General features: G+C 70.1%; 12 protein-coding genes. 9 read left to right on the top strand and 3 right to left on the bottom strand.

Translation table 11 applies throughout. The annotated features are described in order from the left end of the window. Positions 1-186 precede the first annotated feature (186 nt). Positions 187-1,299 (bottom strand): DUF3866 family protein, encoded by a 1,113-nt coding sequence (locus tag ACIN94_RS28605; RefSeq protein ID WP_400712524.1) that lies wholly within the window; start codon positions 1,297-1,299, stop codon positions 187-189. A 57-nt stretch (positions 1,300-1,356) separates the two neighbouring features. Here ACIN94_RS28605 and ACIN94_RS28610 point away from each other — a divergent pair, with 57 nt between their 5' ends. The 8 genes from ACIN94_RS28610 to ACIN94_RS28645 all read left to right on the top strand — a co-directional run bounded on the left by ACIN94_RS28610 (position 1,357) and on the right by ACIN94_RS28645 (position 8,985). Then, positions 1,357-2,316, top strand: a complete 960-nt coding sequence (locus ACIN94_RS28610) for a helix-turn-helix transcriptional regulator (protein ID WP_400712527.1) — start codon at positions 1,357-1,359, stop codon at positions 2,314-2,316. 69 nt (positions 2,317-2,385) lie between these two features. After that, positions 2,386-3,342 (top strand): helix-turn-helix transcriptional regulator, encoded by a 957-nt coding sequence (locus ACIN94_RS28615; protein WP_400712529.1) that lies wholly within the window; start codon positions 2,386-2,388, stop codon positions 3,340-3,342. A gap of 50 nt (positions 3,343-3,392) precedes the next feature. Next, positions 3,393-3,566: a hypothetical protein gene (locus ACIN94_RS28620; RefSeq protein WP_400712532.1), complete on the top strand. Its 174-nt coding sequence runs from the start codon at positions 3,393-3,395 to the stop codon at positions 3,564-3,566. Between the two features lie 81 nt (positions 3,567-3,647). Then, the gene (gene tatA, locus ACIN94_RS28625) at positions 3,648-3,968 is read left to right on the top strand and encodes a Sec-independent protein translocase subunit TatA (RefSeq protein WP_400712535.1); all 321 of its coding nucleotides are present in this window, start codon (positions 3,648-3,650) and stop codon (positions 3,966-3,968) included. 129 nt (positions 3,969-4,097) lie between these two features. Further along, a complete protein-coding gene (gene tatC, locus ACIN94_RS28630; RefSeq protein ID WP_400712538.1) occupies positions 4,098-4,913 on the top strand; it encodes a twin-arginine translocase subunit TatC in 816 nt (271 codons plus the stop codon). A 17-nt stretch (positions 4,914-4,930) separates the two neighbouring features. Next, positions 4,931-5,806, top strand: coding sequence for a diacylglycerol kinase (locus tag ACIN94_RS28635; protein ID WP_400712541.1), 876 nt, complete (start codon positions 4,931-4,933; stop codon positions 5,804-5,806). An 81-nt stretch (positions 5,807-5,887) separates the two neighbouring features. Further along, entirely contained in the window at positions 5,888-8,617 is a 2,730-nt protein-coding gene (locus ACIN94_RS28640) for a DEAD/DEAH box helicase (protein ID WP_400712544.1), read from the top strand. Positions 8,618-8,817: 200 nt separating this feature from the next. Then, positions 8,818-8,985, top strand: coding sequence for a hypothetical protein (locus ACIN94_RS28645; RefSeq protein WP_400712547.1), 168 nt, complete (start codon positions 8,818-8,820; stop codon positions 8,983-8,985). An 81-nt stretch (positions 8,986-9,066) separates the two neighbouring features. Here ACIN94_RS28645 and ACIN94_RS28650 read toward each other — a convergent pair whose 3' ends face one another. Together ACIN94_RS28650 and ACIN94_RS28655 are read right to left on the bottom strand one after the other, a co-directional pair. Next, positions 9,067-9,978, bottom strand: coding sequence for a 5'-3' exonuclease H3TH domain-containing protein (locus tag ACIN94_RS28650; protein ID WP_400712550.1), 912 nt, complete (start codon positions 9,976-9,978; stop codon positions 9,067-9,069). A gap of 9 nt (positions 9,979-9,987) precedes the next feature. Beyond that, positions 9,988-11,208, bottom strand: a complete 1,221-nt coding sequence (locus ACIN94_RS28655; protein ID WP_400712553.1) for a PP2C family protein-serine/threonine phosphatase — start codon at positions 11,206-11,208, stop codon at positions 9,988-9,990. 230 nt (positions 11,209-11,438) lie between these two features. Here ACIN94_RS28655 and ACIN94_RS28660 point away from each other — a divergent pair, with 230 nt between their 5' ends. Next, a complete protein-coding gene (locus ACIN94_RS28660; RefSeq protein WP_400712727.1) occupies positions 11,439-12,548 on the top strand; it encodes a M24 family metallopeptidase in 1,110 nt (369 codons plus the stop codon). The last annotated feature ends 32 nt before the right edge of the window (positions 12,549-12,580 follow it).

Here is a 12,580-nt window from a genome sequence, read left to right on the forward strand (position 1 = left end):
CACGGATTCCAGAGCGGCAGGCTGAGGAAGCACCTGCCGGTGGGTCTGCGATCTTGTGTTCAACGTGGCCATCAAAATGCACCTCCTTGAGCTGATGGCTAGGGCTGGTCAACGCGGGGCTTCAAGGCGCATTACCGCGCCTCAAGCCCCCTCCCTCAGGAGGGGGTCGTTGACCTTCAAGGACTTCTACGACAGCAACGAGGCCGCGTGGCGGCCGGCGGCGGCCGAGGTCAGGAAGTAGGCCAGATCCTCGTCCAGGCCCCTGCCCATCGTCGACAGCCGCACCGGGGAGCCCAGGAGCGCCTCATAGAGCCCCTCCACCGCCACCTCGACCAGCTCGTGCCGTACGGCCAGCGGCTCCGACTGCTCGGCCACCCGCCTGCCGAAGTCGCCTGGCAGTTCCGGCACGACGACCTGGGCCGGGGCCAGGGCGACCCGGCCGTAGGCCGTCAGCGAGTGGTGGGAGACGCCGACGTGGCGCTCGCGCCGGTCGCCCTCGCTGACCCGCAGCGCCGCGACCGGGCGTCCCTGGAGGACGGCGGCGGCGTTGATCGCCTCCCCCGCCGAGACACCCGAGAAGCCCCAGCGGGTGCCGGTGCCCAGGTTGCCCGGCCCCTGGGTGACGATCGTCACATCGGCGCCCAGAACGTGCCGGGCCGCGAGCAGACCCGTGTGCGGTGTCACGGCCTCCACATCGCCGCCGAAGGCCTGGCCGACCGTGACCACCCCGCACAGCCAGCCGGCCTCCTTGAGCTGGGCGCACGACATGGAGAACCAGGCGGGTAGCGCGCCGCCGTCGAGCATCACATAGGCGACCCGGGGAATCCCGGGCTCCCGGCTCTCCCGCTCGGTCTCTTCCGGTCGGCCTGGGGGGTGCGAGCCGTACAGGCCGCAGAGGATCGCCGGAAGCGCCGAGTGCAGGTCGGCGACGATCACCGGCATCCCGTCCAGGGAGTCGGCCTCGCGCAGCACCTCGTGGAAGGGGGAATCCTGCTCGTCGGCGCCGAGCACGGTCGTCTGCAGCGGGGTGTAACGTGCCTTCACCAGGTGTCCGGGGCCTTGCGGATCTTCCGGTAAACGGTCGGGGAGTGCCACCACCATGGCGTAACCTCCCGTACCGAGGCCCATCGCGAGCGCGGTCGTGTTGAGCAGCACCACGTCGCCGGGCTCCGGGCGTCCCACCAGGGCGGGATAGGCCAGTGCGCGCGCACTGCCATCCTCGGTGGTGACGTCGAGTTCCACCGCCCCCGGCCACTCGCGCCGGATCCGTACGACCTCGCCCCTGCGCCATCTGATCACGCGGGGAAGAGTAGCGTCACCTGAACGTAGCGTCATTCGAACGGGGAGGGAGGCCGGATGTCGCGCCGGAAGACCGAGCGGTTGCTGAACCTTGTGATCTGCCTGCTCGCCACGCGGCGGCCGCTCAGCGCCGAGCACATCCGCCAGGCGGTGCCCGGTTACGACGCCGCCAACGACGAGGCCTTCCAGCGGATGTTCGAGCGCGACAAGAACGAGCTGCGCGAGATCGGCATTCCGATCGAGGTCCACAAGGACCCGTGGGAGGAGGATCCGGGCTACCGGATCGTCCCACAGGCCTACGAGCTGCCAGAGATCACCCTGGAGCCCGACGAGGTGGCCGTGGTGGGTCTGGCGGCCCAGGTGTGGCAGCGGGCCAGCCTCGCCGAGGCGGCCAGCGGAGCGCTGCTGAAGCTGCGCGCCGGGGGAGTGGAGACCGACGAGGCGGGCGGGATGCTCGGCGGCGCGCTGGAGCTGCGGGTGGACACCAGGGACCCGGCCTTTCCCGCGCTCTGGGAGGCCGTGCGCGACCGGCGCGCGGTCCGCTTCGCCTACCGGGCGGCGGCCAGCGAGAGCGTGCTGACCCGCACGGTGGAGCCGTGGGGCGTGGTCAGCCGCCGTGGCCGGTGGTACGTGGTGGGCCACGACCGCGACCGCGACGCGGCCCGGGCGTTCCGGCTCAGCCGGATCAGCGGCCAGGTCACCCCGGTGGGCCGCCCCGGGACGGTGGTGGTGCCCGAGGGAGTCGACATAAAGTCGCTGGTCGGCTACCGCGACGACCTGACGGCCTCCGAACGTGTCGCGCTCATCCGGGTCCGCGAGGGCACCTGCCAGGGGCTGCGCCAGGTGGCGAAGGTCGTACGGCCCGGAACCGACGGGTGGGACGAGCTGGACGTCGACTTCGCCGACCCCGAGCGGCTGGCCGGGTGGGTCGTCGGCTTCGCCGCCGACGCCGAGGTGGTCGGACCGCCGGACGCCCGCGACGCCGTGGTCCGCCGCCTGAGGGGGGCTCTGGCATGACGGGCGTCCTCACACGGAGAAGTGGCCAGTGAACGATCGGGGCGTCGCCGACGCGGAGTGGAGCGGAACATGAGCACGGCCGACCGGTTGCCCAGGCTGCTGGCGCTGGTTCCCTACCTGATGTCGCACCCCGGAGCCCAGGTGCCCGAGGTGGCGAAGATCTTCGGTCTGAGCGAGAAGCAGCTCATCGACGATCTGCAGCTGGTGTGGATGTGCGGGCTGCCCGGCCACACCCCCGGCGACCTGATCGACGTGTCATGGGACGGCGGCGAGATCGTCATCGACAACGCCGACACCATCGCCCGCCCGCTGCGGCTGGGCGTCGACGAGGCCAGTGCGCTGCTGGTGGCCCTGCGGATGCTCGCCGAGATGCCCGAGTTCGGCGAACGCGACGCGCTGGCCCGGGTCATCGCCAAGTTCGAGCAGGCCTCCGTGGAGGGCGCGGCGGCGGTCAGCAGCCAGGTCGCGGTCGAGGTGGACGCCACGCCTGACGCGCTGCCCACCGTGAACGAGGCGCTGCGGCGCGGCAGACGGCTGTCGCTGCGCTACTACGTGCCGGGCCGCGACGAGATCACGCCGCGCGAGGTCGATCCGATGCGCCTGGTCGTGGTGGACGGCCGCTCCTACCTGTCCGGCTGGTGCTACCGGGCCGAGGCGGTGCGGCTGTTCAGGCTCGACCGGATGCTCACCGTGGAGATGCTCGAGGTGGCCGCCGCCCCGCCCGCCGACGCCGTGCCCGAGGAGGTCACCTCGGGGGTGTTCCGGCCCTCTCCGACCGACGAGCTGGTAGAGCTGGAGCTGACCCCGGCCGGCCGCTGGGTCGCCGAGTACTATCCGTGCGAGCAGGTGGAGGAGCTCGGTGAGGGCCGCCTGCGGGTGACGCTACGGGCGCGTGACCAGGGCTGGCTGGTACGGCTGGCGCTGCGCCTGGGCGACACCGGGCGGGTGCTCTCCCCGGACTCGCTGGCCACGAGCGTGCGGGAGGCCGCGACGTCGGCGTTGAATCGTTACGAGTCGGTGTCCTGACCGACGTCCTTGCGTGTCGGCTCTCCGGTGACCAGGTAAAATCTCACGCCATGGTCTGGATCTTCGCCGCCGTCGCGCTGGCTTTCGCGGGACTGGTCGTCCTCGGTTTCCTGGGGCTCCGGGTGCTGCTGGCGGCCCGGGACCTGGGCAGGGAGGTTGACAGGACGCGGCGGAGGCTGGAGCCCGCGCGGGTCCTGTCCGGCCAGGGGGCTGAGACGATATAGGGCTCGAAGGGATGAGTCTGTGTCCCGGGGAGCGTACGATCGGGATCAGAGATTACATGTCGCTCGGCTTAAGGATGTGTCATGCCCAATCTGGGACCTGGCGAGCTGATCATCATCGGGCTCATCTTGGTGCTGCTGTTCGGTGCCAAGAAGCTGCCGGAGACCGCTCGCGGACTGGGCCGGTCGCTCCGTATTTTCAAGGCGGAGACCGCCAAGCTCCGTGATGAGGACGAGGCCGACGCGCCGGCGGCCACGGTCGTCCAGCCCCAGCCCCAGCCCGCCCCGGCTCCGCAGCCGATCACCCCGGCGGCGCCCGCGCTGTCGGTGGAGGAGCAGGCCCGCGCCCTGGAGGAGCAGGCCGCCCGGCTACGCGCTCAGGCGGGCGGGCCGAAGCCCCAGTAGGCTTCAGCCGACCCCTGACCACCTCACCTCTCGGACCGGGATTCGCGAATGGCGCTGCTGAAATGGCCCAGGCCGGGCCGCAAAGGATCGGTACCGTCCGGGGACTTGGCCGAGGGCCGCATGCCCCTCATGGAGCATCTCCGGGAGCTGCGCAACCGGCTGATCATCGCCCTCCTCGGCGTGACCGTGGGCATCATCGTCGGATTCATCTACTTCGGTCCGATCTGGAGGTTCCTCGAAGAGCCCTACTGTGGCCTCCAGCAGGCTCAGCAGCTGCGTCCCGGGCAGTGCACGATGCTGATCCTTGGCGTCTTCGACTCCTTCTTCGTGAACCTGAAGGTCGCGGCGATGTTCGGCCTGGTCGTGTCGTCGCCGATCTGGCTCTGGCAGATCTGGAGGTTCGTCACCCCGGGCCTGTACCGCAACGAGAAGCGCTACTCGCTCCTGTTCATGGTGCTGGCCGTGCCGTTGTTCCTCGCGGGGGCGGCTCTGGCCTACTTCGTGATGGACACCGGCCTGTCGATCCTGCTGGGGTTCGCCCCGCCCGGCACGCTGACCAGCCTCACGATCGACGAGTATCTCAGCTACGCGCTGATCATGATCGTCATTTTCGGCATCTCCTTCGAGCTGCCGCTGCTGATGGTCTTCCTCAACATCATCGGGGTCCTGCCGCACGCGATGGTGGCCAAGCACCGGCGCATGGTCATCTTCCTGATGTTCGTCTTCAGCGCGGTCGCGACCCCGGGCGGCGACCCGTTCACGATGATCGCGCTGGCCCTGCCCATGGTCGGTCTCTTCGCACTCGCCGAGGGGTTCATGTACCTGCGGGAGAAGAGGGCATCGAAGGACGGGGACTTCTCTCACCTGTCCGACGACGAGGCCTCTGCTCTTGATGACGGCTCTCCTCTCGATTTGAACACGACGGATACTGATCCGATCAAATAGGCGATAAGTTCCGGTCTGTGCCAGGAGAGATCGCTGTCCTCGTCAACCCCGCCGCCCGTGGTGGCCGTTCACGCGGCCTGCTCGCCCCGGTGCTCAACCGGCTCGGGCAGGGAGGTGCCGAGGTCTCGGTGATCGTCGGGGAGTCCGCGGACGACGCCCTGGAACGAGCCTGTACGGCGGTCTCCGAGGGGCCGGACGCGCTGGTGGCCTTCGGCGGGGACGGTCTGGTCCATCTGGCGGTCCAGGCGGTCGCCGGTACCGACGTTCCGCTGGGCATCATCCCCGCCGGGACCGGTAACGACATCGCCGACGCGCTCGGCCTGCCGAAGAAGGACCCCCTCTCCGCCGCCGACACCGTGCTCAGGGCCGCGCCCCGCACGATCGACGCCGCGAAGGTCGGCAGGGACGAGTGGTTCGCCGGGGTGGTCTGCTGCGGCTTCGACTCCCGCGTCAACGAGCGGGCCAACCGGATGACCTGGCCACCCGGCATGGCGAAATACCTGGTCGCGCTGGCCGAGGAACTCCGGTCCTTCCAGCCGATCCCGTTCCGGCTGGACCTCGACGGAGAGGTGATCGAGCACGAGGCCATGCTGGTCGCGGTCGGCAACACCCGCTCCTACGGCGCCGGAATGCGGGTCTGCCCGGATGCCGTCCCCGACGACGGCCTGCTGGACGTGACGATCCTCGGCGCCATGCCCAGGGGAGAGTTCCTGCGCACGTTCCCCCGCGTCTACCGGGGCACCCATGTCACCCACCCTGCCGTCACGCTCCGGCGTGCCCGCCGGGTCACGCTGGAGGCGCCCGGCGTGGTCGCCTACGCCGACGGCGAGCGTGTCGGCCCGACCCCGCTGACCTGTGAGATCGTCCCCGGATCCCTGCGTGTGCTCACATAGGCGGCGGCGCGCGGGCCCGGGCCCGGGCCGCCGCGCACGCGCCGGACAGACCGGAATCCCGATATCGGTAGGGTGGAGGCTATGACGACCCCAGCGGAACGTTACGCTGCCTTCCGTCAGAGCCAGGCTGACAGCGGGCCGGCGCTGACCTCGTTCCGTGGTCTGTACGACTTCGAGCTGGACGAGTTCCAGCTCGACGCCTGCCGGGCGCTGGAGGCGGGCGACGGAGTTCTGGTGGCGGCCCCGACCGGGTCGGGCAAGACCGTGGTGGGTGAGTTCGCGGTGCACCTGGCTCTGGAAGAGGGCCGCAAGTGCTTCTACACCACCCCGATCAAGGCGCTGTCCAACCAGAAGTACAACGACCTGGTCAGAAGATACGGCGCGGCGAAAGTCGGCCTGCTCACCGGCGACAACAGCGTCAACGGCGACGCCCCGATCGTCGTCATGACGACCGAGGTGCTGCGCAACATGCTTTATGCCGGCTCCGGCACCCTGGCGGGGCTCGGTTTCGTCGTCATGGACGAAGTGCACTACCTGGCCGACCGGTTCCGCGGCGCGGTCTGGGAAGAAGTGATCATCCACCTGCCCGAGTCGGTGCGGCTGGTCGCCCTGTCCGCCACGGTCAGCAACGCCGAGGAGTTCGGCGAGTGGATGGGTGAGGTCCGCGGTGACACCAGCGTCATCGTCGACGAGCACCGCCCCGTCCCGCTCTGGCAGCACATGCTCGCCGGTAACCGCCTCTACGACCTGTTCGTGGCGGACGAGGACGGCCAGCGACCGCAGGTCAATCCCCACCTGATGCGGATCGCCAAGGAGGAGGAGCGCCAGTCATACAGCCGAGGCCGGCGTGGCTACTCCCGCCCGCGCAGGACCGCCCCGCCCGACAGGGCCATGACCATCGAGCGTCTCGACGCCGACGGCCTGCTGCCGGCGATCACCTTCATCTTCTCCCGTGCCGGGTGCGACGCCGCCGTCATGCAGTGCCTGCAGGCCGGCATCCGGCTCACCACCGACGCCGAACGCCACCAGATCCGGCAGATCGTCGACGAGCGCACCGCGCACCTGCCGGACGAGGATCTGGGCGTGCTCGGCTACCTCGAATGGCGCGACGCCCTGGAGCGTGGCCTGGCCGCCCACCACGCGGGCATGCTCCCGGCCTTCAAGGAGGTCGTCGAGGAGCTGTTCACCCGCAACCTGGTCAAGGCCGTTTTCGCCACCGAGACCCTCGCTCTGGGTATCAACATGCCCGCCCGCTCCGTGGTGATCGAGAAGCTCGACAAGTGGAACGGCGAGACCCACGCCGACCTCACGCCCGGCGAATACACCCAGCTCACCGGCCGTGCCGGTCGGCGGGGGATCGACGTGGAGGGCCACGCGGTGGTCCAGTGGCAGCCGGGCATGGACCCGCTGCAGGTCGCCGGTCTGGCCAGCACCCGCACCTACCCCCTGCGCTCCAGCTTCCGCCCCTCCTACAACATGGCGGTCAACCTGGTCGGCCAGGTGGGCAGGGAGCGTGCCAGGACCCTCCTGGAGTCCTCCTTCGCGCAGTTCCAGGCCGACCGTGCCGTGGTGGGCATCGCCAAACAGGTCCGCCGCGCGGAGGAGGCGCTGGAGGGCTACCGCGAGGCGATGACCTGCCATCTGGGCGACTTCGAGGAGTACGCCGCGATGCGCAGGGCACTGTCCGACCGGGAGGCCGAGCTGTCGCGCCAGCGCGGCGCGGCCCGCAGGGCGCAGGCGCTGCGCTCGCTGGAGGCGCTCAAGCCCGGTGACATCATCCGCGTGCCCGGAGGTCGCCGCGCGGGCCTGGCCGTCGTCCTTGATCCCGGGCTCAACTCCCGGGGCGAGGGTCCCTCACCGCTGGTGCTGACCATCGGCAAGCAGGTCAAGAAGCTGTCGTCGGCCGACTTTCCCGTCCCCGTGGAGCCGGTCGAGCGTCTGCGGATCCCGAAGAACTTCAACGCCCGCTCGCCGAAGGAGCGGGCCAATCTGATCGCCTCCGTCCACGCCAAGATCGGCGACCGTGACTTCGGCAAACCCGTCAGGGCGCGCGACCACGCGGCCGAGGACGAAGAGATCAACCGCCTGCGCAAGGGGATCCGGCAGCACCCCTGCCACGGCTGTGACGAGCGCGAGGACCACGCCCGCTGGGCCGAGCGCTACTACAAGCTGCTGCGCGAGACCGAGGGGTTGCGCCACCGGGTCGAGGGCCGCTCCCACGTCATCGCCCGCACCTTCGACAGGGTCTGCGGTGTTCTCGACCAGCTCGGCTATCTCGACGGCGAGAGCGTCACCGCCGAGGGCCGCCGCCTGGCCCAGATCTACACCGAGCTTGACCTGCTCACCTCCGAGTGCCTGCGTTCCGGGCTCTGGGAGGACCTGGACCCGGCCGAGCTGGCAGCCGTCGTGTCCTCGCTGGTCTTCGAGTCCAGGCAGGCCGACGACGCTCGCCAGCCGAGGATCCCCGCGGGCGGCGCGCAGAAGGCCCTGGGGGACATGGTCCGCCTCTGGGGCGAGCTGGAGTCGATCGAGAGCGACCACGGCCTGTCCTTCATCAGGGAGCCCGACCTCGGGTTCACCTGGCCGGCTTTCCGCTGGGCCAGGGGCAGCAGCCTGGACGCCGTGCTGATGGAAGGGGTCAACGGGTCGGAGCTGGCCGCCGGTGACTTCGTCCGCTGGGTCAAGCAGCTGCTCGACCTGCTCGGCCAGATCGCCGACGCCGCCCCCAGAAACAGCAAGGTCAAGCAGAACGCGGGCAAGGCGATGGAGGCGCTCCGGCGCGGGGTGGTCGCCTACTCCTCCCTCGCCTGAGGCCGGTGCCCCCGCCGATTCCCCGGCCCGGGGTCCGGTGCCCGGGGCCGGCGGGTTCATGGTGCAGGCCCAACTGACCGCCCGGTCAATACCTTGTGACGATTGGTGCGCGTAACGTCACCTTGTGGGGCGTTTCGGGGGTGTCGGCCATGGACATCCCCTGGGCAGAAGTTTATGGACCCCTGCCCAGGGAGGTAGGAATGCTCGCTCTCGTCGCTGCACTTCTGTTCGTACTCGCACTGATCTTCCAGCTCGCCGGCGTGGCCATCGGCAGCGTCGTGACCGTCACCACCCTCACTCTCGTCGGGCTGATCGCGGTCGCACTGCACCTGGCGGGTGTCGGCGCGGGCTGGAGCCTGAAGAAGTAGGCCCCGTCCGTCCCCGTGGCTGAGGTCGCGTCCGAGCCCCCCGGGCGCGGCCTCTGGGCGTTCTCCGGCGCCCCCGCGGGGTCAGCCCGTGGACAGCTGTGAGAACGCCTCCGACAGGCGGCCCAGGGGGCCGCCCAGACCGTAGCGCTCGGCCAGGGCCGCCAGTGCCTGCGGATCGCGTGCCCTGACAGGAAGGGTGCGATCCAGCTCCGGGACCGGCACGTCACGGGCGACCTGGACCACCGTGGGGGCGACCCGGAGGTAGTCGCGGGCCGCGCTCAGCTTGGCGCGCTGGCCCGCGGTCAGGTCACCGCCCTCGTCCACGGCCCTGAGCAAGGCCTCCAGCGAGCCGAACCGGGTGATCAGCGCGGCCGCGGTCTTGTCACCGACCCCGGGAACGCCCGGCAGTCCGTCACTGGGGTCGCCGCGCAGGGTGGCGAAGTCGGCGTAGGAACGGCCGGGGACGCCGTACTTGGCGGCCACGGCTCCCTCGTCGACGAGTTCGAGGTTCTTGACCCCCCTTGCCGTGTAGAGGACGCGGATGGGCTGGGTGTCGTCCACCATCTGGAACATGTCCCGATCGCCGGTGACGATGTCGACCTGCCCCTTGGCCCGGACGGCGAGCGTGCCCATCACGTCGTCGGCCTCGTAGCCGGGCACGCCGACGCGGGCGATGCCCGCCGCGTCGAGCACCTGCTCGATCACCGGCACCTGAGGGGCGAGCGTGTCGGGGATCTCCTCGGCGTCGCCTTCGGCGACCCGGTGCGCCTTGTAGGTCGGGATCGCCGCGACACGGAAGGCCGGGCGCCAGTCGGCGTCCATGCAGGCCACCAGTCCGTTGGGGGAATGCTGCCGGACCAGCATGGCGATCATGTCGATGAGACCGCGGATCGCGTTGACCGGCATCCCGTCGGGGGCGGTGACTGACTCCGGCACCCCGTAGAAGGCGCGGAAGTAGAGAGAGGGGGTGTCGAGAAGCATCAGCCCGGGCATGGCGACCATTTAACCAAGCACTTCGATCGCGAGCACGCAGGTATCGTCTTCGGGGTTCGGTCCGCCGACCGCCTGGATCAGCCGGTCCAGTCCCGCCTCCAGATCGTCTCCGCTGAGGTCCGCCGCCGCGGCCAGCGCCAGCGCGAGCCCCTCGTCGATGTCGCGGGATCGACGTTCGACCAGCCCGTCGGTGAACAGCAGCAGCAGATCGCCCGCCAGGAGTCTCACGCCGGCCGGTTCGTACGGCACGGTGAGAGTGGCGCCCAGCAGCACCCCGCTGGGCGGATCGAGCTGGGTGGCCACCCCGTCACGGATCAGAATCGGCGCGGGATGGCCGGCCTGGCTCCAGGTGAACATGCCGGTGGCGGGATCGAAGTGGCCGATCATCGCGGTCGCGGTGGTCTCCGCCAGCCGGTGCATCACCAGGGCGTTGAGCCAGGTCAGAAGCTTGTCGGCGGGCTCACCGGTCATCGCCAGGCCGACCAGCGCGTGCCGGAGCCGGGACATCCGCGCGATCGCGGGCAGACTGTGCCCGGACACGTCGCCGATGGCCAGCACCACCCGGCCGTCGGGCAGTGCGGTGGCGTCGTACCAGTCACCGCCGAGCCCGGTCTTCCTGCCCGCCGGAACGTAACGGACCTTGACCCGCACGCTGGGCAGGTCGACGGGGGCCCCGAGATCAGGCATGATCGCGTCGCGTAGCGCTCCGCTGAGGTGGCGCTCCTCGGCCGCCTGCTCGCGGACCTCCCTGAGCTGGCGCCGGGACTCGGACATGATCCGCTCGGCGCGGCGGCGGCCGGTGATGTCCTGAATCACTCCGTGCACGGCGCTGTGGCCGCCGGTCGTCACGAGGTTGAGGTCCGCGCGCAGGTTGCGGACCTCTCCATGCCGGCGGATGCGGAACTCGGTCTGCCCGGACGTGGCGCCGTGCACGACGGCTCGCAGCAGCCGGTCCAGTCCCGCCCGGTCGGCAGCCTCAACATGCCCGCCCAGGTCGGGCAGGTGAATGGGGCCCTCGCCGGGATCACGTCCGAAGATGGCATAGGTCTGGTCGGACCAGGTGGACTCTCCGGTCTGGAGGTTCCACTCGGCCCAGCCGAGGTTGCCGAGTCGCTCGGCGTGTGCCAGCCGCGCGGTGAGGAGTTGTTGTTCCACGGCCATGTGATCGTCCAGCTCTCCACGCAACCGCTGCACCATCTCTGCCGCGGTCAGCGGGGCGGAACCGGTCACGTGGTCGTTTCGTGGGTGGAGGGGGGGCTGGTGGCCGCCCACTACGCCGACCATGTAGCTCGCTCTCAAAATGTGGGGTCTTACGGACATCCTGTTGACAAAATGTGATCGTCCTTTAACAGAGTGTAGTGAAATCGTGGGCGCTCTGGCTACTTTTCCAGGACTTTCTCTCGGCCGCCGGGACCGTGCGTGATGGTGACGCGTCCGGGATTAGATTGGTTGACGTGACAATGGAGTCCTCTGATCTATATCCCGTTGCCCGTCTGGCCGCCGCCCGGGAGGCGACCGCCTCCGCCGGTCTCGACGCGCTGTTGCTGACGCCGAGCCCTGACCTCCGTTATGTGACCGGTTACGAGGCGTTGCCGCTGGAGCGGCTCACCTGCCTGGTGCTGCCGGCCAGGGGCGACGCCTTCCTTATGGTGCCTCGCCTGGAGCTGCCCGCCGCCGAACACTCACCGGCGTCGAGGCTTGGCATCGAGTTCGTGCCCTGGGACGAGACCGACGACCCCTACGCCGTCGTCGGGGCGCGCCTGGGCAAAGTCGGCAGGGTGGGGCTGGCCGACCGCATGTGGGCGATGCAGTCGCTGCGCTTCCGCGAGGCGATCCCCGGCGCGGAGCAGGTGCTCGCCGGGACCGTCCTGCGTGGGCTGCGCATGCGCAAGAGCCCGGCCGAGGTGGCCGCGCTGCGCGAGGCGGGCGCCGCGATCGACGCCGTGCACGCCCAGGTGCCCGGCTTCCTGCGGGCCGGCCGCACGGAGCGTGAGGTCGGCAGGGACATCGCCGAGGCGATCATCGCGGCCGGGCACTCGACCGTCGACTTCGTGATCGTCGCCTCCGGGCCCAACGGCGCCAGCCCGCACCACGAGCTGTCCGACCGGGTCATCCAGGCGGGTGAGCCGGTCGTGGTCGACATCGGTGGCCAGATGCCCAGCGGCTACTGCTCCGACTCCACCCGGGTCTACTCCGTCGGAGCGCCCCCCGCCGACTTCGTGAAGTACTACGAGGTGCTCCAGCGTGCCCAGGAGGCCGCCTGCGAGGCCGTACGGCCCGGCGTCTCGTGCGAGTCGATCGACGCCGCCGCGCGTGAGGTGATCGCCGCCGAGGGTTACGGGGAGCACTTCATCCACCGCACCGGCCACGGCATCGGCCTGGAGACCCACGAGGAGCCCTACATCGTCGCGGGCAACGCCGAGCCGCTCGCGCCGGGCTTCGCCTTCTCCGTCGAGCCCGGCATCTACCTGCGCGGGGCCCACGGCGCCCGCATCGAGGACATCCTCATCTGTACCGAGGAGGGGGGCGAGCGGGTCAACCACCGGCCTCGCGAACTCGTCATCGTGTAACAAGTGCCACAATCGGGGTGACCGGTGATCCC

The sequence above is a fragment of the Streptosporangium sp. NPDC087985 genome, from assembly GCF_044741965.1.
Lineage (GTDB): Bacteria > Actinomycetota > Actinomycetes > Streptosporangiales > Streptosporangiaceae > Streptosporangium.

Coding starts and splice junctions, on each gene's coding strand:
- ACIN94_RS28610 (WP_400712527.1), top strand. CDS start 1,357: ATGTCGCGCCGGAAGACCGAGCGGTTGCTGAACCTTGTGATCTGCCTG.
- ACIN94_RS28615 (WP_400712529.1), top strand. CDS start 2,386: ATGAGCACGGCCGACCGGTTGCCCAGGCTGCTGGCGCTGGTTCCCTAC.
- ACIN94_RS28620 (WP_400712532.1), top strand. CDS start 3,393: ATGGTCTGGATCTTCGCCGCCGTCGCGCTGGCTTTCGCGGGACTGGTC.
- tatA (WP_400712535.1), top strand. CDS start 3,648: ATGCCCAATCTGGGACCTGGCGAGCTGATCATCATCGGGCTCATCTTG.
- tatC (WP_400712538.1), top strand. CDS start 4,098: ATGGAGCATCTCCGGGAGCTGCGCAACCGGCTGATCATCGCCCTCCTC.
- ACIN94_RS28640 (WP_400712544.1), top strand. CDS start 5,888: ATGACGACCCCAGCGGAACGTTACGCTGCCTTCCGTCAGAGCCAGGCT.
- ACIN94_RS28645 (WP_400712547.1), top strand. CDS start 8,818: ATGCTCGCTCTCGTCGCTGCACTTCTGTTCGTACTCGCACTGATCTTC.
- ACIN94_RS28650 (WP_400712550.1), bottom strand. CDS start 9,978: ATGCCCGGGCTGATGCTTCTCGACACCCCCTCTCTCTACTTCCGCGCC.
- ACIN94_RS28660 (WP_400712727.1), top strand. CDS start 11,439: ATGGAGTCCTCTGATCTATATCCCGTTGCCCGTCTGGCCGCCGCCCGG.